At 65.3% G+C, this 21,913-nt stretch carries 16 protein-coding genes; 10 read left to right on the forward strand and 6 right to left on the reverse strand.

What is annotated here, in order from left to right:
* The first annotated feature begins 10 nt into the window (after positions 1-10).
* The 3 genes from panC to pgi all read left to right on the forward strand — a co-directional run bounded on the left by panC (position 11) and on the right by pgi (position 2,826).
* A complete protein-coding gene (gene panC, locus IB225_RS13120) occupies positions 11-853 on the forward strand; it encodes a pantoate--beta-alanine ligase (protein WP_192311655.1) in 843 nt (280 codons plus the stop codon).
* A 79-nt stretch (positions 854-932) separates the two neighbouring features.
* Positions 933-1,313, forward strand: coding sequence for an aspartate 1-decarboxylase (gene panD, locus IB225_RS13125; protein WP_192311656.1), 381 nt, complete (start codon positions 933-935; stop codon positions 1,311-1,313).
* 1 nt (position 1,314) lies between these two features.
* Positions 1,315-2,826, forward strand: coding sequence for a glucose-6-phosphate isomerase (pgi, locus tag IB225_RS13130; RefSeq protein ID WP_192311657.1), 1,512 nt, complete (start codon positions 1,315-1,317; stop codon positions 2,824-2,826).
* A 183-nt stretch (positions 2,827-3,009) separates the two neighbouring features.
* Here pgi and queG read toward each other — a convergent pair whose 3' ends face one another.
* Positions 3,010-4,089 (reverse strand): tRNA epoxyqueuosine(34) reductase QueG, encoded by a 1,080-nt coding sequence (gene queG / locus IB225_RS13135; RefSeq protein ID WP_192311658.1) that lies wholly within the window; start codon positions 4,087-4,089, stop codon positions 3,010-3,012.
* A 67-nt stretch (positions 4,090-4,156) separates the two neighbouring features.
* On the opposite strand from queG, the gene IB225_RS13140 reads away from it, so the two are divergent.
* The 6 genes from IB225_RS13140 to IB225_RS13165 all read left to right on the forward strand — a co-directional run bounded on the left by IB225_RS13140 (position 4,157) and on the right by IB225_RS13165 (position 11,534).
* The gene (locus IB225_RS13140) at positions 4,157-5,629 is read left to right on the forward strand and encodes an NAD(P)H-hydrate dehydratase (protein WP_192311659.1); all 1,473 of its coding nucleotides are present in this window, start codon (positions 4,157-4,159) and stop codon (positions 5,627-5,629) included.
* A gap of 50 nt (positions 5,630-5,679) precedes the next feature.
* Entirely contained in the window at positions 5,680-6,162 is a 483-nt protein-coding gene (gene tsaE / locus IB225_RS13145; RefSeq protein WP_192311660.1) for a tRNA (adenosine(37)-N6)-threonylcarbamoyltransferase complex ATPase subunit type 1 TsaE, read from the forward strand.
* A gap of 129 nt (positions 6,163-6,291) precedes the next feature.
* Positions 6,292-7,776, forward strand: coding sequence for an N-acetylmuramoyl-L-alanine amidase (locus IB225_RS13150; RefSeq protein ID WP_192311902.1), 1,485 nt, complete (start codon positions 6,292-6,294; stop codon positions 7,774-7,776).
* 66 nt (positions 7,777-7,842) lie between these two features.
* Positions 7,843-9,648: a DNA mismatch repair endonuclease MutL gene (gene mutL / locus IB225_RS13155; protein ID WP_192311903.1), complete on the forward strand. Its 1,806-nt coding sequence runs from the start codon at positions 7,843-7,845 to the stop codon at positions 9,646-9,648.
* A 1-nt stretch (position 9,649) separates the two neighbouring features.
* Complete coding sequence (locus IB225_RS13160; protein ID WP_192311661.1) at positions 9,650-10,585, forward strand: DUF1684 domain-containing protein; 936 nt, start codon at positions 9,650-9,652, stop codon at positions 10,583-10,585.
* 13 nt (positions 10,586-10,598) lie between these two features.
* On the forward strand, positions 10,599-11,534 hold the full coding sequence (locus IB225_RS13165; protein ID WP_192311662.1) for a TraB/GumN family protein: 936 nt from the start codon (positions 10,599-10,601) through the stop codon (positions 11,532-11,534).
* Positions 11,535-11,567: 33 nt separating this feature from the next.
* Here IB225_RS13165 and rnfB read toward each other — a convergent pair whose 3' ends face one another.
* The 5 genes from rnfB to IB225_RS13190 form a co-directional block, all read right to left on the reverse strand.
* Entirely contained in the window at positions 11,568-12,032 is a 465-nt protein-coding gene (gene rnfB / locus IB225_RS13170) for an Rnf electron transport complex subunit RnfB (RefSeq protein ID WP_192311663.1), read from the reverse strand.
* Positions 11,998-14,061 (reverse strand): methionine--tRNA ligase, encoded by a 2,064-nt coding sequence (gene metG / locus IB225_RS13175; protein WP_192311664.1) that lies wholly within the window; start codon positions 14,059-14,061, stop codon positions 11,998-12,000. Before metG ends, rnfB begins: the two co-directional genes overlap by 35 nt.
* Positions 14,062-14,182: 121 nt before the next feature.
* Positions 14,183-14,623 (reverse strand): DUF2147 domain-containing protein, encoded by a 441-nt coding sequence (locus IB225_RS13180; RefSeq protein WP_192311665.1) that lies wholly within the window; start codon positions 14,621-14,623, stop codon positions 14,183-14,185.
* Between the two features lie 148 nt (positions 14,624-14,771).
* Positions 14,772-16,814: a prolyl oligopeptidase family serine peptidase gene (locus IB225_RS13185; RefSeq protein ID WP_192311666.1), complete on the reverse strand. Its 2,043-nt coding sequence runs from the start codon at positions 16,812-16,814 to the stop codon at positions 14,772-14,774.
* Between the two features lie 210 nt (positions 16,815-17,024).
* Entirely contained in the window at positions 17,025-20,012 is a 2,988-nt protein-coding gene (locus IB225_RS13190) for a TonB-dependent receptor (RefSeq protein ID WP_225583740.1), read from the reverse strand.
* A 305-nt stretch (positions 20,013-20,317) separates the two neighbouring features.
* Between IB225_RS13190 and IB225_RS13195 the strand changes: the two genes are divergently transcribed.
* Positions 20,318-21,874, forward strand: coding sequence for a sulfotransferase (locus IB225_RS13195; protein WP_192311668.1), 1,557 nt, complete (start codon positions 20,318-20,320; stop codon positions 21,872-21,874).
* Positions 21,875-21,913: the final 39 nt, after the last annotated feature.

The raw sequence follows: 21,913 nt of genomic DNA on the forward strand, positions 1-21,913 counted from the left end.
AGGGGCCACGATGATCGAGACCATCACCGAACTGGAGGCGCTGCGCGCGCGCGTCAGGGAGTGGAAGCAGCAGGGTCTGCGTGTCGGGTTTGTGCCTACGATGGGCAACCTGCATGCCGGTCATTACTCGCTGGTGATGCTGGCGCGGCAGTACGCGGACCGCGTGGTGTCCAGTGTGTTCGTCAATCCGACCCAGTTCGGTCCCAACGAAGACTTCACCCGTTACCCGCGTACTCCGGAAGCGGACATGAGCGGTCTCGAAGGTGCGGGCTGCGATGTCCTGTGGTTGCCCACCGTGGAGTCCATGTACCCGTTCGGTGTCGAACTGGCCGCAAACGTGCACGTCCCCGGCGTCAGCGGCGTGCTTGAGGGGGCCCATCGTCCCGGGCATTTCGATGGTGTCTGCACGGTGGTCAGCCGCCTGTTCAACCAGGTGCAGCCCGACGTCGCCGCCTTCGGCAAGAAGGACTACCAGCAGCTCGCGGTGATCCGCCAACTGGTCACGGACCTGGCGTTTCCCGTACAGATCCTCGCAGGCAGCATTGTGCGAGAAGGCGACGGCCTGGCAATGAGTTCGCGCAACCAGTACCTCTCGGCGGACGAGCGGCCGCGCGCCGCGGAGATCCGCAAGACGCTGCTCGCCATGCGCGACGGCGTCCTGGCCGGGCATCCGCTCGCACAGGTCGAAGCTGCGGCCGCGCAGCAACTCACTGCCGCGGGATATGACGTCGACTACACCGTCGTGCGCCGACCGGACCTGTCCACGCCGGAAGACGGCGAGCAGGTGGCCAAGGTGGCGCTGATCGCCGCCCGCCTGGGCCGCACGCGGCTGATCGACAACCTGGAATTCTGATCGCGGCGCCGTACGGCCGTGCGCACCGCGGCGGGCATGAGGGGCTACACTTCGCGTCCCCGCTCACGACCCCGCCGACATGCACCTCAGCCTGCTCAAGACCAAGATCCACCGCGCGACCGTCACCCATTCCGAGCTGAACTACGAAGGCTCGATCGCCATTGACGGCTTGCTGCTGGATGCCACGGGCATCCGTGAGTTCGAACAGGTGCACATCTGGGACGTCACCAACGGTGCCCGCTTCTCCACGTACGCGATCCGCGCCGATGAAGGCAGCGGCGTCGTGTCGCTCAATGGCGGCGCCGCGCGCCACGTGCAGGTCGGCGACCTGATCATCATCGCCGCCTTCGCCTCGATGAGCGAGCAGGAAGCCGATGCGTTCCAGCCCACGCTCGTCTACGTCGATGGCCAGAATCGCATCACGCACACCAACCGCAGCATCCCCAAGCAGGCGGCCTGACATGAGCCAGGGTTTCGACGCATTGCAATCCCACGCCGCGCGCCTGCGCACGGATTCGCTGAGCGCACTGCTGGCGCGCGAACCCGATCGCATCGCCGCCCAGACGTTACGCAGCGGCCCGCTGTACTTCAACTTCGCACGCCAGTCTTACGATGCACCGGCATGGCTGGCCCTGCTGGCGCAGGGTGAAGCTGTCGACCTGGCGGGCGCATTCCGTTGCCTGTTCAATGGCGAGAAGGTCAATGTCACCGAAGGCCGCGCGGCGCTCCACACCGCGCTGCGCGGGCAGAACTCCGATGCCGTCGTTGCCCGTGAGGCCTTCGCCACCGCGGCCGACGTTCGCCAGCGCATGGCGGCGTTGATCGCGCAGTTGGAAGCGAGCGACGTCACCGACATCGTCAGCGTTGGCATCGGTGGCTCGGACCTCGGGCCGCGGCTGGTGGCCGATGCGCTGCGCGGTCCGCTGCCGGGTCGGTTCCGTGTGCACTTCCTGTCCAACGTCGATGGCGCAGCCGCGCAGCGCACGCTGGCGCCGTTGGATCCGGCGCGCACGGCGGCGGTGCTGATCTCCAAGACGTTCGGCACCCAGGAGACGCTGCTCAATGGCGGCATCCTGCGTGACTGGCTGGGCGGCAGCGAACGGCTGTACGCGGTCAGCGCGAATCCCGAGCGTGCCGCCGCGGCGTTCGCCATCGCGCCCGAGCGCGTGCTGCCGATGTGGGACTGGGTGGGTGGCCGCTATTCGCTGTGGTCCGCCGTTGGCCTGCCAATCGCGCTGGCGATCGGCTTCGACCGTTTCGAGCAGCTGCTGGAAGGCGCGTCCGCGTTCGACGCGCATGTCATCGGTACGCCACTGGCGGACAACATCGCCGTCCGCCATGCGTTGACGGCAGTGTGGAACCGCAACGTCCTCGGCCATGCCGCGCATGGCGTGATGACCTACGACCAGCGTCTGGCGCTGCTGCCGGCCTATCTGCAGCAGCTGGTGATGGAAAGCCTGGGCAAGTCGGTGAAGCTGGATGGCAGCCCGGTCGATGTCGACACGGTGCCGGTGTGGTGGGGCGGCGCGGGCACCGATGTGCAGCACAGCTTCTTCCAGGCGCTGCACCAGGGCACACAGATCGTGCCGTTGGACTTCGTCGGTACCGTGCGCAACGACGATCCCTATGCCGAGAATCACCTCGCGCTGATGTCCAACCTGCTGGCGCAGAGCGAAGCCCTCGCCAATGGCCAGGCCAGCGACGATCCACACCGCAGCTATGCCGGCGGTCGTCCGAGCACGATGATCCTGCTCGACGCGCTAACCCCGCAGTCGCTCGGTGGGCTGATCGCGATGTACGAACACAGCGTCTACGCGCAGTCGGTGCTGTGGGGCATCAACGCGTTCGACCAGTTCGGCGTCGAGCTCGGCAAACAGCTCGCCAATGGACTGTTGCCGGCGTTGAAGGGTCAGGGCGAGGCGCAGGATCCGGTGACGCGCGCGCTGCTGGCAGAGCTGAAGGCGCGCGGCTGAGGTCCGCGCGTCGACCTGCTTTTCCTGTAGGAGCGACGTAAGTCGCGACCGGAAAAGCCAAGCGTCATCGGTCAGGCATCGCGCGAGCTGCTGCACCAGCGGTTCGCGCGAGATGTTTCCTGTCATCCGCATGATGCGGGATCTGCATTGTTTCGGTTCGTCCGGTCGCGACTTACGTCGCTCCTACAACGACATGTGCCTGTCCAATGCCCAGGCAACGTGCTCGCGTACGAGCGGTGAGGGATCCTCGCGTCGGCTCGCCAGTGCGGTGAGCACGTCGGGCGTCGACGGCGCATTGCCCAGCGCGACCGCGATATTGCGCAGCCAGCGCTCATGCCCGCTGCGGCGGATCGCCGAGCCTTCCGTACGCCGCAGGAACTCTGCTTCGTCCCACGCGAACAGCTGGGGCAGTGTGGCGACATCAAGTTCGTTGCGCGCGCGGAAATCCGGCTCATCGGTGCGCTTGGCGAACTTGTTCCAGGGGCAGACCAGTTGGCAATCGTCGCAGCCGAAAATCCGGTTGCCAATCGCGGGTCGCAGGTCTTCCGGGATCGCACCTTCGTGCTCGATGGTCAGGTAGGAGATGCAGCGGCGCGCATCCAGCCGGTACGGCGCCGTGATCGCCTGCGTTGGGCAGACGTCGATGCAGCGGGTGCAGGTGCCGCAGTGCGCGCTGGCCGGCGCATCGATCGGCAGCGGCAGGTCCACGTAGATCTCGCCGAGGAAGAACCAGGAACCGCCGTCCTTGTCGATCAGGCAGGTGTGCTTGCCGATCCAGCCCAGTCCCGCATTACGTGCCAATGCGCGCTCCAGGACCGGTGCGGAATCCACGAACACGCGATGGCCGAACGCGCCGACTTCCTGCTGCAGGCGCTCGGCCAGCTTCTGCAGGCGGTTGCGCATCAGCTTGTGGTAGTCGCGGCCCAATGCGTAGCGCGCGACGTACGCGCGTTGTCCGTCGTGCAGCGTGTCCCAGGCGTCATCGCTGTCGTTGCGCCCGTAGTCGAGTCCTACCGAAATGACGCGCAGCGTGCCGGGGATCAGCTCCTGCGGGCGCGAGCGCTTGTCACCGTGTTGCGCCATCCAGGCCATCGAACCGTAAAGGCCTTCAGCCAGCCACTCGCGCAGGTGCCGTTCGTCATCATCCAGCTCGACGCCGGCGATGCCGCAGCGTTGGAAGCCGAACTCGCGCGCCAGTGTCCGCACGCGCCGGGCAAGCGCGGCGGGGTCGGGCAGGGGCGCGGCAGGGACGAGGACGGACATGCGGGGATTATAGGAGGACGCCCCGGATTCACTTCCCCGCAACCTGGGCGGGACCTAGAATCCGCGCATGTCAGGCACCTGGCCCCTGTATTCCACGCATGCCGCTCGCGCACTGGATGCGCGCGCCACGCAGGCCCTCGGCGGCGACCCCTACGTACTGATGCAGCGCGCTGGCCTGTCGGCCTGGCAGCAGGTGCTGCTGCATTGGCCCGAGGCGCACCGCATCGTCGTGGTGTGCGGACCTGGCAGCAACGGCGGCGATGGCTACGTACTGGCACGGCACGCGCATCGCGCGGGGCGCCACGTCGAGGTGGTCCACCTGCCGGTGCACGTGCCGGGTAATCCTGTCGCGCAGCGCGCCTGCACCGAGTACGTCGCGGGCGGAGGACAGGTCACGCTGTTCGGCGACGTGCTGCCCAGGGCGGACATCGTGGTGGATGCGCTGTTCGGCATCGGACTGTCGAGGGCGCCGGAGACGGACGTGCGCGCGTTGATCGACGCGATCAATGCACAGGCCGCGCCGGTGTTTTCGCTCGATGTGCCCAGTGGCGTGGACGCGGACCGCGGTTGTGCGCCGGGCGTCGCGGTACTGGCGACGCGGACGCTGCAGTTCATCGCGCGTCATGCGGGGCTGTATACCGGTGATGCGCTGGAGTACACCGGCGTGCTTGCGATGGAATATCTGGATGTTCCGGCCGATGCCTTCGACGGCGCAGTGACGAGCGGCGTGTTGCTGGATCACGACGCGCTGGCACGATGGCTGCTCCCACGCCGCCGCAACACGCACAAGGGTGAGTCCGGGCACGTGCTCTGCATCGGCGGAGACGAAGGCGGTGGCGGCGCGATCGCGCTGTGCGCCGAGGCAGCGTTGCGCGCTGGCGCCGGGCTGGTGAGCGTGGCCACGCGGCCATCCCACGTCCCGGCGTTGCTGGCGCGCAGGCCCGAAGCGATGGTGCGGGCGGTGGAATCGACGGACGAACTGACACCGCTGCTGGAGCGCGCACGCGTGGTTGCGCTGGGTCCCGGCATGGGGCAGGGCGAGTGGGGGAGTGCACTATTTCGTTGTGCGATGCGCAGCGGAAAACCGAAGGTGCTGGATGCCGACGCGCTTAATTTGCTGGCAATGTCGCCGCAGGCGCTCGAGGACGCGATCCTCACGCCGCATCCGGGCGAGGCCGCGCGCCTGCTCGATTGCACGACGGCCGACGTGCAGCAGGATCGTTTCTCCGCAGCGAGGGCGATCGCGCAACGCTACGCCTGCGCGGTGGTTCTGAAGGGGGCAGGCACCGTCGTGGCGGCGCCCGGAGAGGTGGCGCGTGTGCTCGATGCCGGGAATCCCGGCATGGCCGTCGGCGGCATGGGCGACGTGCTGACCGGCGTCATTGCCGCGTTGCGGGCGCAAGGACTTTCCGCCTTCGATGCCGCCAGCGCAGGTGCGCTGCTGCATTCGCTTGCGGGCGACGCCGCGGCCTGGGACGGCCAGCGTGGCCTGCTGCCTTCGGACCTGTTCGCACACCTGCGACGGTTAGCCAATCCGTAAGCGTGTCGGCACCGCGTGGCATGCCCCGCGCAAGCACTTAGAATCGCGGTATGCACATGTTCCTTCCCGACGACGAAGCCACGGGTGCGCTGGGCCAGGCGCTTGCACGCACGCGTCCTGCCTCCGCCGTCGTGCACTTGCAGGGCGATCTGGGGGCCGGCAAATCCACGCTGGCGCGTGCGCTGCTGCGAACGCTGGGCGTGGCGGGCGCTATCCGCAGTCCCACCTACACGTTGGTGGAGCGCTATCCGGTGGCAGGAGGAGAGGCCTGGCACCTGGATCTGTACCGCATCGGCAATGCAGGCGAGTTGGAGTTCCTCGGACTGGACGAGGGCGCTGCGGTGCTCTGGCTGGTGGAATGGCCTGAGCGGGGCGCCGCCGCGCTGCCACCGGCAGACCTGCATGTGGTGCTGGCGGTTGATGGGCGGGGTCGCTTCGCCGACCTTACGGGGGTATCCCCCGTCGGCGAGGCGTGGCTTGCCCGGCTGGCCATGGAGGGTCAGTTGCAGGCGTCTTCTCTCCAGCTCGGTTAGGAACATCTGCCAGGTTGCGGATTATTAAGGGAAAACGCCTTGCATTCGTTGGCGGATGGTGCTTGAATCCGCGGCATGAACCTGGGGAAGCCCACCATCGCCACGCTGCGCCTCGCCCTTGCAGGCGTGATGGCGCTGGCGCCGTGTACGGTGATGGCCGGTGAGGTCACCAGCGTCACCGTCGCCCAGGGCAGTACCGGTACCCGGGCGGAAATCCAGCTCGCGGGTGCCGGCCAGTACAAGACCCTCACCCTGAAAGGTCCGGACCGGCTGGTCGTCGATCTGCCCGCCTCGAAGGCGAAGGCCGGACTGCGCTTGCCGACGGCTGTGGGCATCGTGCGCGCCGTGCGTACCGGCCAGCCTGATCCGAACACGTTGCGTATCGTCTTCGACCTGGCATCGCCGGTCGCCGCGCTCAAGCCGCGCATGGAGCAGGAAGGCGCAGCCTCACGGCTGGTGATCGAGTGGCCCGGCGACGGTGCCGTCGGCCCCGCGGCATCCGCTGCTGCTACCACTGCTTCGCCTCCGCCGGCCGCAGCGGCCACTCCCTCGACCTCGCCGCAGGCGGATGCGGCACGCGCTACCGCACTGCTGACGGCGCAGGTGGTGCAGGCCGGGTCGGTCCCTGCCGCCGCCGCTCCCACCCAGACGTCGCCTTCGCCGCAAGCCATCCTCAATGGCCAGGCGACACTCGCTACGGTGCCGGCGCAGACCGCTGCCGCCGACCGTCCGACCTACACCATCGCCACTGGCCAGCCGACGCCGATGCCGGGCGCGTCCGCCGCCACGGCAACAGATACGGCGCCCGCCGCGGAAGCACCGAAGCCGCCAGCCGCTGTCGCCGCCGGCACGCGGCCACTGGTCATCGCCATCGATCCCGGCCACGGCGGCCAGGATCCGGGCGCCATCGGACCCAGCGGTCGTTACGAGAAGCACGCGGTCCTGGCGATCTCCAAGGAACTGGCGCGCCAGATCAACGCCACGCCCGGTATGAAGGCCTATCTGGTCCGCGACACCGACGTGTATGTCGAGCGCCCGCAGCGCGCCCGCAAGGCGCGCACGGCGAAGGCCGACATGTTCGTCTCGATCCACGCCGATGCCGCGGAAAACCGCAGTGCCTGGGGTTCATCCGTCTACGTGCTGTCGCTGCGTGGCGCGTCGTCGCAGCATGCCCGTTGGCTGGCCGACAAGGAAAACGCCTCCGATCTGGTCGGTGGCGTTCGCCTCAGCAAGGACACGCTGTCCAACGTATTGCTCGATCTCGCCCAGAGCGGCCACATGAAGGCGTCGCAGGATGCCGCCGGCCACGTGCTGACCTCACTGAAGGGGCTGGGCAAGACCCACAAGCCGCAGATCGAGTTCGCCAATTTCGAAGTGCTGCGCAACTCCGACATGCCGGCGATGCTGGTGGAGACGGGCTTCATCTCCAATGCGGACGAAGAAAAGCGCCTGTTCGATCCTGCCCACCAGCGCAAGGTGGCGGGCGCGGTGCTTGAAGGCATCCAGTCCTATTTCACCCGGCAGCCCCCGCCGGGCACGCTCTTCGCCGCACGTGCGCAGGCCGAGGCCGACGCACGCACCGTTGCGGCCGGCGGAGCCGCTGGCGCGCCCTGATGGCGCACCTGCTCGGCTATCATCACGGCTGAATTCTCCGAGACGGTGCCACGGCGCCGCCAGCACGTGCCGATCCGCCAGCTTCCCGACACCCTCATCAACCAGATCGCTGCCGGCGAAGTCGTCGAACGCCCGGCTTCTGTCGTCAAGGAACTGGTCGAAAACGCCCTGGACGCCGGCGCGCGGCGCGTCGACATCGATCTGGAAGAGGGCGGCGTCCGCCTGATCCGCATCCGCGATGACGGTGGTGGCATTGCGCCCGAGGAACTGCCGTTGGCGGTGTCGCGCCATGCCACCAGCAAGATCGCATCGCTGGACGACCTGGAAGCGGTTGCGACGCTGGGTTTCCGTGGCGAAGCGCTGCCGTCGATCGCCTCGGTCAGCCGATTCGCGCTGACCTCGCGGCGTGCGCAGGACGAGCACGGCGCCACGCTGCAGGTCGAAGGTGGCAAGGTCGGCGACGTCGCGCCCAAGCCGCATGCGGTTGGCACCACGGTGGAAGTCCGCGAACTGTTCTACAACGTGCCGGCGCGCCGCAAGTTCCTGCGTGCCGAGCGCACCGAGATGGGCCATATCGAGGAATGGCTGCGCTCGCTGGCGCTGGCACGGCCGGACATCGAACTGCGGGTGTCGCACAACGGTCGTCCGTCGCGCCGCTACAAGGCGGACGAACTGGAGTCACTCGCCCGCCTGAGCGAAACACTCGGCGAAGACTTCGCGCGCAGCGCGTTGCGCGTGGACCACGCGGCGGCCGGTCTGCGCCTGCACGGCTGGATTGCGCAGCCGAGTTACTCGCGCGCGAGTGCCGACCAGCAGTATGTCTACGTCAATGGGCGCTCGGTGCGCGACCGCAACATCGCGCACGCGGTGAAGATGGCGTACCAGGATGTGCTGTTCCATGGTCGCCAGCCTGCGTATGTGCTGTTCCTCGAGCTGGATCCGACCCGCGTCGACGTCAACGTCCATCCGGCCAAGCACGAAGTACGGTTCCGCGATACGCGACTGATCCACGACTTCGTCTACCGCACTCTGCACGAAGCCCTTGCGGAAACCCGCGCCGGCGCGTTGCCGCAGGACATCGCGCCGTCGCCCTACAGCGTGCGGCCTGCGACATCCGTGCCGTCGGCCTGGATGCCCACGCAGCAGTCCCCGCTGGGACTCAACGTAGCGGAGGCGCCGGCTGCGTACGCCGCGCTGTATGCCACCGCACCCTCAGGCACGCTGCAGACCAGCGCGATGCCGTTGCCGTCTTCCGCACAGGCGATGCCGGCCGCCGATACCGATGGCATTCCGCCGCTGGGGTTCGCGATTGCGCAGTTGCACGGCATCTACATCCTGGCGGAGAACGCCGACGGCCTGATCGTGGTGGACATGCATGCGGCCCACGAACGTATCGGCTACGAGAAGCTCAAGGGCGCGCACGACAGTATCGGCCTGCGCGCGCAGCCGTTGCTGGTTCCGATGGCGCTGGCAGTGGCCGAACGCGAGGCGGACGTGGCCGAACGCGAAGCCGCGACGCTGGCGACGCTCGGTTTCGACATCACCCGCAGTGGCCCGCAGTCGTTGAACGTGCGCAGCATTCCCGCGTTGTTGTCGAACGCCGAACCCGAAGCCCTGCTGCGCGACGTGCTGGCCGACCTGCGCGAGCACGGCGAGAGCCGGCGCGTCGCCGCGGCACGCGACGAACTGCTGGCGACGATGGCCTGCCACGGCGCCGTGCGCGCAAACCGGCGGCTGACCCTGCCCGAAATGAACGCCCTGCTGCGCGAGATGGAAGCCACCGAGCGCTCCGGGCAATGCAACCACGGCCGCCCGACCTGGGCGCGCTTTTCCTTGAACGAGATCGACCGCTGGTTCCTGCGAGGACGTTGACATGGGGAAGAACAGGGGATGGCTGGGGATGGCCATGCTGTTGGGGCTGCTGGCAGCGTGTGGAGGTGACGACAAGGCCGCCTCCACTGGCAAGGTGGCCGACGCTCGTTTCCTGGCCGACAACGCGGCCTGGCGCGAGCAACGCAAGAACGAACTGATCGCACCCGATGGCTGGACCAGCCTGGTCGGCCTGCACTGGATCGAACTGAAGTCGCACTTCATCGGCAGCGGCCCGGGCAGTGGCATCAAGCTTGCTGTCGGCCCGGCGAAGATGGGCATGATCACGCAGCAGGATGCGCGCGTGTTCCTGACGCCCGAACGCGGCGCCGAACTGACGTACAACGGGGAACCGTTGAAGGGGCGCGTGGAACTGGAAAGCGACCGCGATGCCCATCCCTCGACGATCGGCTTCGACGAAGGCAAGGGCCTGCTGACGGTGATCGAGCGCGGTGGTCGGCACGCGCTGCGGGTGAAGCACGCGGACGCCGAGTCGCGTACGCAGTTCATCGGGCTGGACTATTGGCCCACGCAGGAGGACTGGCGCATCGAAGGGCGTTTCATTCCACATCCCCCGGGCAAGACGCTGACCATCATCGACGTGATCGGCGTGGCGAACGAATCGCCCAACCCTGGCGTGGTCGAATTCCAGCGGGATGGCAAGACCTTCCAACTGGAAGCGTTGGGCCAGGCGGGCGGACCGTTGTTCTTCGTGCTGGCCGACCGCACCAGCGGCCATGGCAGCTATCCGGCCGGTCGTTTCCTGGATGCCGACGCACCCCAGGCGGGGAAGGTGGTGCTGGACTTCAATCGCGCCTACAACCCGCCGTGCGCCTTCACGCCTTACGCGACCTGTCCGTTGCCGCCAGCGGAAAACCGCCTGGACCTGCTGGTCGACGCGGGCGAGAAGGCCTACGCGAAACCCATCAAAGTGCTCTGAAGGAAGGGACACCATGCCGTTGCGCCGCTCGCTGAAAGTCCTGGTCGTCGCCGCGCTGCTGGGGAGCGCCACCGTCCTCGCGGCCGATGCGCCGAAGGCGACGGATGCCCCGGTGCCGTTGCTGTGGAAGGTGTCCGACAAGGACAACGCTGTCTACCTGCTCGGCTCGTTCCATCTGCTGCGGCCGAGCGACTACCCGCTGTCGGGCGACGTCGATGCCGCCTTTGCGGATGCCGAGCGCGTGATGTTCGAACTGTCGCCCGATGAGATGCGCTCACCCGCCATGCCGCAGTTGATGATGCAGGCGGCCATGCGCACCGATGGCAAGTCGCTGCAGCAGGACCTGGACGCCGCCACCTGGACGCGGCTGAACGCGTGGGCAGGCAAGAACGGCGTTCCGCTGACATCGTTCAGCAGTTTCGAGCCGTGGTTCGTCGGCCTTACGATCAGCATCGTCGAGATGACCAAGCAGGGATTGGATCCCAAACTCGGCCTCGACAATCACTTCATGGACAAGGCGCTGGCGGCCGGCAAGCCGACCGACGGACTGGAGCGCGCGCAGGAGCAGATCGCGGTGCTGGACGGCATGGATCAGGTCGAGCAGCGCCAATTCATCGTCGAGGCACTGGAAGAAGCGGAGAAAGGCGCGGCGGAAACCCAGCGCCTGCATGATGCCTGGCGTCGCGGTGATGCGCAGGGCCTGTGGAAGAGCATGGCGTCGGACATGCGCAAGCAGTACCCCCGCCTGTACCAGCGCATCAACGTGGATCGTAACGATGCATGGGTGCCAAAGATCCGGCAGCTACTCGACCAGTCTGGCGACGACGATACACTGGTCGTCGTCGGCGCGCTGCATCTGCTCGGCAAGGATGGCGTGGTGGAGAAGCTGCGCGCGCACGGTTACACCGTCGAACGCGTGTGTTCGGCTTGCGCGGCGGGCAGTCGCTGACGTCTTCTCGCGGGCTGCTCGCCGATAGCGGCGTCAGGCCGGCTCCATCACGATGCAATCCACCGGGCAGGCGGGCACGCACAGTTCGCAGCCCGTGCAGAGCGGATCGATCACCACATGCATGTGCTTGGCGCCGCCGATGATGGCGTCCACCGGGCACGCCTGGATGCATTTCGTACAGCCGATGCAGTCGGCTTCCACCACCACCGCGACGATCGCCGGTTTGTACGTCCCGCGCGTGCGGTCGTAGGGCAGCGGCGGTACCTGCAGCACGCGGGCGAGGGAACGTGCACCTTCATCACCGCCCGGCGGGCAATGGTCCACGCCGGCGTCACCGCGTGCCATCGCCTGCGCGTAAGGCAGGCAGCCGGCAAAGCCACACTGACCGCATTGGGTCTGCGGCAGCAGGCGGTCGAGGCGTTCGACGAGATCGGCGTTCATCGCCGCGGCGCGGGTGGCCGTGTCAGCGGACCGGCATGCCGGGCTGGGCGCCGGCATCGGCGTCCAGCAGCGCCAGCGCGCCGCCGTCGAACCCGGCCGACAAGATCATGCCCTCGCTCAGGCCGAAGCGCATCTTGCGCGGCGCCAGGTTGGCGATGAACACCACGCTGCGACCCACCAGCTTTTCCGGCTCGCCGTAGCTGGCGCGGATGCCGGAGAAGATCTGCCGCTGGCCCAAGTCGCCGGCGTCCAGCAGGAAGCGCAGCAGCTTGTCCGAACCGTCCACGAACCCGCACTCCAGCACCTTGCCGATGCGCAGGTCGAGCTTGGCGAAATCCTCGATGCCGATGGTGCCGTCGGTGTCCTTGGTTTCCGCGGGCGTCGCGGACTTCGCTTCGACCTTTTTCACGGGAGCGGCGGTGGGCGCCGTTGCGGCGAGGGTGTCCTTGGAAGCGTCGGTCATGGCGTCGATCAGTTTCGGGTCGATACGGGTGAAGAGGGGTGCGTACGGCTGGATGGTGTGCGCCTGCAGCGGCGCGGCGACATCGGCCCAGGTTTCGACCGGCGCGCCGAGGAAGGCCTCCGCCTCCGCCGCCGTGCGCGGCAGTACCGGCTTCAGCGCGGTGGCGAGGATGCGGAACAGGTTCAGCCCCTGCGTGCAGACCGACTGCAGCTCGGCGTCGGCGCCTTCCTGCTTGGCGATCACCCAGGGCTTGGTCTCGTCGATGTACTTGTTGGCCTCGTCGGCCAGTGCCATCGTCAGGCGCAGTGCGGTGGCGGGCTCGTTGCGTTCGTAGGCGTCGGTAATCGGACCGAGTGCATCGACGAAGCGCTGGTACATCGCCGCATCCGGCAATGTGTCGGCGAGCCTGCCGCCGAAGCGCTTGTCGATGAAGCCCGCGCAGCGGCTGGCCAGGTTGACGAACTTGCCAACCAGGTCCGCATTGACGCGCGCGACGAAGTCGCCAAGGTTGAGATCCAGGTCGTCGACACCGCCGGACGACTTGGCCGCGTAGTAATAGCGCAGCGCCTCGGGCTCCAGGCCGACATCCAGATAGGTGCGCGCCATGATGAAGGTGCCGCGCGACTTCGACATCTTCGCGCCGTCCACGGTCAGGTAGCCGTTGACGTGCAGGCGCGTCGGCGCGCGATGGCCGGTGCCATGCAGCACGGCCGGCCAGAACAAGCCATGGAAATTGACGATGTCCTTGCCGATGAAGTGGTGCAGCTCGACGTCGGTACCGGCCTCGAGGTGCGGTTCGAAGGCGATCCCACGTTCGGCGCACAGATTCTGGAAGCTGCTCAGGTAGCCGATCGGCGCATCCAGCCAGACATAAAAGTACTTGCCCGGGGCGCCGGGGATCTCGAAGCCGAAGTAGGGCGCGTCACGCGAGATGTCCCAAGCGCGCAGGCCGCCCTCGGCGTCCAGCCACTCACGCAGCTTGGCCTTGACGCCCGAAATGGCGACATCGCCCGCCAACCACTCACGCAGGAAGGAATCGAAGCGGCCGACTTCGAAGAAGTAGTGCTCCGAATCGCGGATTTCCGGCGTGCTGCCGGACAGGATGGACTTCGGTTCCTTGAGGTCCGTCGGTGCGTAGGTGGCGCCACAGACCTCGCAGTTGTCGCCGTACTGGTCGGCCGAACCGCAGTTGGGGCAGATGCCCTTGATATAGCGGTCGGGCAGGAACATGCCCTTGGCCGGATCGTAAAACTGCGCCACGGTGCGGCGGCTGATGTGGCCACCCGCCTCCAGGCGCTGGTAGAACTGCTCGGTCAGTTCGCGGTTCGCGGCGGAGTTGGTCGAGTCGTAACGGTCGAACGCCACGCCAAAGGCGGCGAAGTCGCGCTCGTGGCTGGCCTGGATGCCGGCGATGAAGGCTTCAGGCGTGACGCCGGCCTTTTCCGCCGCCAGCATGATCGGCGTGCCGTGGGTGTCGTCGGCGCAGACGAAGTGCACCGTGTCGCCGCGCATGCGCCGCGCCCGCACCCAGATGTCGCCTTGGATGTAGCCCACCAGGTGACCCAGGTGCAGCGGGCCGTTGGCGTAGGGCAGGGCGTTGGTGACGAGGGCAGTACGGCTCATGACGGGCTTCGCGACAGGGGAATGCAAGTATCGCATGGACCGCCGGAGGGCCTTTCCCCGTCCTTGAAATGCAACAGGCCCGGCAATGCCGGGCCTGTCTGACAACCGAAGCCGCTGGAAATTACTGACGGATCCAAGTCTGCGATTTGCAGATGAACGCGATGCAGCCGGAAACCTCCAGCTTCTTGCCGCCTTCGATCAGTTCCATCTTCGACTTGTAGATCTTGCCCTCGTCGGGCTTGAGGATGGTGCCGCCGGCGTATTGTCCGCCGCCCTCGGCCTTCATGCCGCGGATGATCTCCATGCCGGTGATCGGCTTGTTCTTGCGGTCGTCCTTGCACTTGTCGCAGGCCGGGTTCGGCTTGCTCGGGTTGATCAGCTCGACGATCCGGCCGGTGATCGTGCCATTGGCGGCCTGGGTGATCTCGACAAAGGACTTCGGCTTGCCGGTCTCGCTGTCGATGGTCTTCCAGCGGCCCACCACCGGGTCGGCGGCCGACGCCACCAGCGACAGGGCCATCAGCGGAGCGGCCAGCATCACGGCCATCAGGGTCTTGCGCATGTTCCCCTCCCAGGGATGTAGGTCAGGCCCGCCGGCAACGACCGGCGGGATGACGCCTGTTATACCGCATCCGCTGGCGTATGGAAGATGCCCAAAAAGAAACCCGGCGCATGGCCGGGTTTCGTTCACACAGCAGGTCGAAACCGGATCAGAGTCCGCCGCCGCCACAGTCCTTGGTCAGGTAATCGTCAATGACCCGCAACTGGTCACCCATGATCGCGCGCGTCCATGCCGGGCCGTGCGCGTAGTCCTTGATCTCGTGGTAGACCACCGGCTTGCCCGCGGCCTTTGCCTTCCGCACAAACCACTCCGATTGTTCGATCGGGACGATCTGGTCGCGATCGCCGTGGTAGACCATCAGTGGGATCTGGATCTGGTCGGCCTTGTCCAGCGGGCTGAGGCCTTCGACGGTGGGTGCCTGAGCCTGACGGAAGAACGGGTTGGTGTAGTAACGGGCCCAGATGCGCTTGATGTCGGATACGCCCGCACCTGCGATGGAGCACTTGTAGATGCCGTTGGGGCGCACGGCCGCCGCGAAGCTCGAGTAGCCACCGTAGGAAAAACCGAACATGGCAATGTGCCCCGGCTGCGCGATCTTCTGCTCGATCAGCCACTTCGCGCCGTCGTCCTTGTCGTCCTGCATCTTCTGGCCCCACTCAGCGTCGCCAGCCATCCAGAGCTTGCGACCCCAGTCAGCGGAGCCGCGGAACTGCGGTTGCAGCACCGCCATGCAGCGCGACACCATCAACGGCACCCACATGGAACCGTCGAAATCCAGGTTGTCGCGTCCCCACGGACCGCCATGCGGGTGGATGACCGTCTTCCAGGGGCCCGCGCCGCACAGCTCGGTGTTCGGCGTGGTCAGGATGCCGGGAATGTCCAAACCGTCACGTGCCTTGTAATACACCATCTTGCCGGTGCCGAGCGCGCGAGGGTCCAGCTGGGGATAGGCCTTGGCCAGCAGCGAGAGCTGGCCGTTCCGTGCCAGGTAGTATTCCGGCGGGCGGGCAGGGCCCGTCACGGCGATCAGCAACGTCTTCATGTCGCGGCTGCGGCTGACCAGGCGATAGTTGGCTTCGCTGTCGTAGGCGATGTTGGCGGATTCACCGGTTGCCGTGTCGACCACGCGCAGTGGAGCCGGCGTGATCTTGAGCGCCTGGCGCAACCCCTGGTCCAGCGCCTTCATGTAACCCGACGTCCAGATGATGTCGTCGCCGCGCGGACCTGCATAGCTGAGACCCATGATCTCGCCGTAGCCCAGGCCTTCGACGCCGCGGTGACGATTGATCAATACGTTGCTGGCGTCGAACATCTTGTTTTCGAACAGGATCTCCTTCCGCTTCCGCGCCGCGATGTCGTACTCGTAGACCACGGCCTTGTCACGGCCCGTGTTACTCAACAGGAACGCGACGTTCGCGTCGTCGGCAAAGCCGATGACCTGGTTGATGTCGCGGTCCTTGACGTGGGAACGGAAGTGCTCTTCCCAGGCATTCGTCGCGAGATTGCGGAATTCGGTGGAAATGTAGGCGCCTGTGCCATCGATGTCGTTGCGCAGGCGGGCGCGCAGCTCGCCGTTGAGATCGGTGATGTAGCCGGCCACGCGCTCTTCGGTTTTCTGGATGCGGCGCGACGTGAAGTTGCGCACATTGACCTTGTACACGTCGCCCGAGTTGTTGCCCGAGCCGCTGATCACCAGGATATGGTCCGGATCATTGGGCAGGGTATCGAGGACGCTGGCGTTCGAGAGCGCCTGCCAGAGTTCTTCGGAGCGGCTAGTAGCGCGCTCCTGCGGGAGTGGCTCCTTCCATTGCTTGCCCTCGATATCGGTGATGAAGAACTTGTTGACGAAGGTCTTCGTGACGCGATCCACGCGGAGGTCGTACGGCTGCCACAGCGAGACCGCCAGCAGTCCGTCCTTGATGAATGACACCGAGGAGAACTTCATCCGATCGCTGCCGATCCGGGTCGGCGGCTTGTCGAGCGCGTCAGTCCGATAGACGACGATCACGCGGTTCTCGCCATTGGCTTCGAGGCCTGCGATGCGCGAACCGTCGGGAGAAACCGTGAGACTGGTGAGCGCAGGAAAGGCGGCCAGTTGATCGATGGTGGGCACAGCAGGTGGTGCCGCGTGCGCCGGGCTCGCGAACAGGGCGGCTGCGCCTGCTGCAAGGGCAATAACGACTGCTCTCATAGCGAATGTATCCCCATGGATGGTGCTGGCTAGATTAAACGGAAATTGAAGGGTGTGCGCTGTTCACGGCGGACATTCTTGATGTGAGAGCGCCGGCTTCCACGGACCTTCTGCAGGATGACGTCGGTTGGAAACGTGCATGCGTGAACGACGGACAAAAAAAACCGCCGCTCCTGAGAGCGGCGGTTCCACTGCTTGCCTAGCGCTGGATCAGAAGTCCTTGGTGAAGTTCACGAAGAACGTACGGCCCAGGTAATCAACGCCGCTGTACAGAGGCGCATTGCCGATCATATTGACCGCGCCGCTGACGGAGATCCGCGGCGGTTCCTTGTCGGCGATATTGCGGACGCCACCGGTGATGGCCCAATCGTCCCCGGTGTACTGCAGCGATGCGCTGTGCAGGAAGTAATCGTCCGTCTTCATCTGGTAGGTGTCGCGATAGTCGGTGTTGAAGTACTTTTCGTAGTACTCATAGCCGTTGATCCCGTCCACCCAGTCCAGGCCATAGCGCATGCGCCAGTTGCGCAGCTTGTAGGACAGGTCGAGCACGCCGGTAAATTCCGGAGCGTTGAGCGTGCCTGCGTAGTCGCGCACCGGATCGTTCGGGAACACACGGCCCGACTGCTCGAGGTAATGCGACACCTGCGCCGTGGCACGGAACTCGCCCTGACCGATATCACGGACGTAGCGAGCGGTGAAGTCCCAGCCGCGAACCTTGTCCGTCGATACGTTGACGTACTGCGTGATGACGCTGAGCGAGTTGTTCGCATTGCGCGTGACGAAGTTGCAATAGCCCGTGCCGGCATTGAAGTCGGCCGGTTCACTGCCATAGCACAGGTTCAGCACTTGGCCGCCGGTCAGTCGGGAAACGCCATTCTTCACTTCGACGTCGTAATAGTCTGCCGCGAAGGACAGATCACCGAACCATTCCGGGAACTCGGGCTGCAGGATGATGCCGGCAGTCAAAGCGTTGGACGTTTCTGCAGCCAGATTCGCGTCGGCGCCACCCTTGGTGATAACCGTGACGCTCTGCGTCTGGTTGAAGTTGTTCGGCAATCCCAGCGTGCCGCAGTTGGTGCGTACGTTGCCGGTCTTGGATGCCCAGTTGATGCACGGATCGTTGCTGCTCTGAATGAAGCCGGAGGTGGCGCCCAAGAACTGCTCGAACAGCGCAGGTGCACGGAAGGAGGTGCCACGCGATGCGCGCAACGACAGCCAGCTGACCGGCGTATACAGCATGCCGAGCTTCCACGTGGTGTCGTCACCGTAGGAATCGTAGTCGGTATAGCGGGCGGAGACGTTGAAGGTCAGCTCTTCCGCACCCGGCAAGCCGGACAGCACCGGAATCTCGACTTCCGCGAAAGCCTCGGACACCGAGTCCTTGCCGCGGGTCGGCGCCGACGCTGTGAAACCATACAGGTTGTTGGCAGCCGAATTCGGATCCGGAGTGTCGTCGATCTCCGCACGGCGATACTCAACACCCAGTGCCGAACTCACGGTGCCGTACGGCAGGTCGAACAGCGGGCCATTGACGCCGAAATTGAACGTCGATTCGGTGTACACGGTGTTGCCGTGCGTCACCTGCATGATGTAGTCCTTGTATGCCTGCGGCAGGTTGCCCGCAAGCACATCGGCGGTCAGCATGGGCGCTGCGACGCAGCCATCGGAAGTGTCACGGCAGCGGAAGCCACCTGCGCCATCAGACACCACATCGAGCGACTTGGCGTAGCGGTCGGTCAGGCGATTCTCGGTGAAGTAATCCGCTTCGGAACGCGCATGGCTGAAGTAGGTGTCATAGCTCCATTCAGAGCTCAGATTGCCACGCAGACCGGCGGTCGCACGGTAGAAATCGACCTCCTGCCAGTTGTTGTACAGCCCCCATCCGACGAACGCACGGGCTGCGACGTTCTGGCCATTAGTAGAGCCATCTGCCGGAGCGGCCATGTACGCGGGAAGGAAGGAGTATGCGCCGAGCAGCGGACTGTTGGCGGCATAGTCGATGGTGTGCTGCAGGTAGCCGGTCTGACGCGATTCGCGACGGGTGGCCAGCAACTCGAAATAAAGCTCCGCATCGCCCATCGCATTCAGATCGACGCCACCTTGCAGGAAGCCGGTGTAATTGGTCGTCGGCGAGATCAGCGACTCCTTCTTCATGCGTGGGTCGTAGCTGTCGCGACCAAAGTAGTCGACGCCTTCGAAGCCGGGCAGGTCGCCGTCGGTAATGGACGCATTCGGGCGCCAGCGATTGAAGTAGTCGAAGCCAGGAGGCAGGAACTCAAGCATCTCGGGGGCGTAGGTACCGTAGTAGCCCAAGTTGCCCAGGCCGGGGCGCCCCAGCAAATAGGCAGTGCCCAGCGTGTTAATGGTGACGCCGCCGGCATCCAGACCCCAGCACTTCGGTTCGCCCGTCACCGGGTCGATGTAATCGTCCGCACCGTACCGACCATCCGCGCCGCGCCCGACGAGCGGAAGGGGGCAGTTGCTGGCCCAGCCGCGGTCACCGACGATCAGTTCGCTCCGATCGTAGATTTCGAACGAACCGGACACGCGCCAGTTGTCACCGGTCTTGCCCATCATGATCGACCAGCGGGTTTCGTCACCGCCGCCGTTCTGGGTCGCGTTGTGCTGGAACTCGACGCTGGCGCCATCGACCTTCGTCTTGGTGATGACGTTGACCACGCCGGCCACGGCGTCGGAACCGTAGATGGACGAAGCGCCGTCCTTCAGGATCTCGATGCGGTCAATCATGATGTTCGGCAGCACGTTCAAATCGGCCGAGCCGACCGAACCGCGCGAACCGGCCGGCGCCACGCGGCGTCCGTTCAGCAGCAGCAGTGTGCGGGTCGGGCCCAGGCCGCGCAGCGAAAGCGTGTTGGCGCCGGGGCCGCCATCGGTGACGTAGCCGCCGAATGCGTTGTTGATCTGCTCGGAGCCACCGGTGACGGTGTTGCTCTGCAGGACCGCAGCCGTGGAGTTGAAGCCGGCCAGGGTGGTCTCTTCACGGCTGATGAACTGCACCGGCGACACGGAGTTGAACGTGTCCTTGGCGATGCGCGAACCAGTGACCGTCACGTTCTGCAGCGTGGTGGTCTTGGAAGAGGTCTCTTCCTTCTTTTCTTCAGTCTGGTCGGCGCTGTCCGTAGCGTTTTGCGCGTATGCGGCGCCTACGGGCAGCAGCAGCGCGGTGGCAAGTGCCAAAGAGAGAGGGTTCTTATGGGGCCGGTTCTTGAGGCGGCTGCTCGTGGACATCGGAATCTCCATTGAAATCAGCGAGTTAATGGACTTTCAGGCTCATCGCTCGAGCGCTGGTGACCGACTGTAACACTAAATTCACGCTGAACACCATGATCTGTTAACAATATTTTGCCTACCTGTGAACGCTCTCAAATGTGACAGACGTCTCGTGCGGCGCGGGCATGCCGGGCTGGAGGGGGCGGTGCGCGCCGTATAGACTCGTTCACATGAGTAATCGATCCAGCAGTTCCGCGGCCGCGACGGCCGTCATGCAGCACATCACCGAGGGAAACGCTCTGCTGAGGCAGGGCAAGGCAGATGGGGCAATCGCACTGGGAGAATCGCTCGCCCAGACCTACCCCGACGAAGCCCGCGTCCTCGCCTTTCTGGCAGAGGCCAACCGTGTCAAGGGAGACCTTGACAGCGCTATCGGCTGGATTGAGCGTGCGGTCCAGGCCAGCCCTGACCCGCAGCTTAAGATCAAGAAGGCGTGGCTCCTGTCGCGACAGCTCCGACGTGACGAAATTCAGTCGCTGGCCGAGCAGATTGCCGCGCAGGCAGGCGACGACCGGATGCTGCGCTGGCAACTGGGCAAGCTTTACTACCACCATAACTTCCTCAGGGAAGCGATCGGCCAGTACGAAAAAGCGCTCGCCACCGGACCCGACAACCCCAGCTGGCGGTACGATTTGGCCATCGCACGCTTCTATGCCGGTGATGCCGACGATGCGGAAAAGGACCTCAATAGCGTGCTGCAGGCGTCTCCCCAGGCGGGAGCGGTCATCTACCTGCGTTCCACCCTGCGCCGCCAGCGTCAGGACCGAAACCATGTGGCGGACATCGAGTCGCGGCTGAAATCGCCCTTCCGCACGGCGGAAGACGAGGCTGGCGCCCTGTATGCCTTGGCCAAGGAGCTGGAGGACCTCGGCGAGCATGAGCGGGCCTTTGCCTCGCTGTTGGCCGGTGCAAAGAAAAAGCGCAGCGCCATCCAGTACGACGCCGCTGCCTTCAGCAAGATGACGGAAGAGATCCGTGCTGCCCAGAGCGCTTCCGCGATGGCAGCACCTGTCACCGGTCACGATGAAGAGGGGGCGATCTTCATCCTTGGACTGCCCCGCACGGGCACCACGTTGGCGGAACGAATCCTGCTGCAGTCTGGAAAGGTGAAGGACGCCGGCGAACTGATGGACTTCGGTTTCCATCTTTCCGGCGCGACACAACGTGTCCGTAAGGTCATGCCCGACGTTTCCCCCATTGACGCGACCATGAAGGTCGATTTCGCTGCGATTGGCAGCAACTACATGCGGGGCGCCCGGCAGATGGCGTCGGGAAGCAAGCTCTTCATCGACAAGCTGCCCGCCAACTATCTGTACTGCGGCATGATCCACAAGGCGCTGCCCAACGCGAAGATCATCCATCTGGTACGCGATCCACTGGATAGCTGTTATGCGATCTTCAAGACGCTGTTCTTCAACGCCTACGATTTTTCCTACGATCTGGACGAACTGGCGGATTACTACATCGCCTATCGCCGCATGATGCAGCACTGGCACGACGTCATGCCGGGAGTGATCCTGGATGTGCGCTACGAGGATCTGGTGACCGATACGGAAGCCCAGGCCAAGCGCATCTATGACTGGTGCGGGCTGGAATGGACACCGGATGCGCTCAGCGTGCCGGACAGCAAGGCAGTATTCGCCACCGCAAGTGCGGCACAGGTGCGCGAGCCCGTCCATACCCGTTCGGTCAACAGTTCACGCAAACACGCCGACGGATTGGCTCCGTTGGTCAGGCGGCTGAAGGAAGCAGGCCTGATCGAGGCTTGATAGCCTTCGAAAGCGTGCTTGCGATCGCCCGAAGAAGAT

This window comes from Pseudoxanthomonas sp. PXM02 (assembly GCF_014851805.1).
Lineage (GTDB): Bacteria > Pseudomonadota > Gammaproteobacteria > Xanthomonadales > Xanthomonadaceae > Pseudoxanthomonas_A.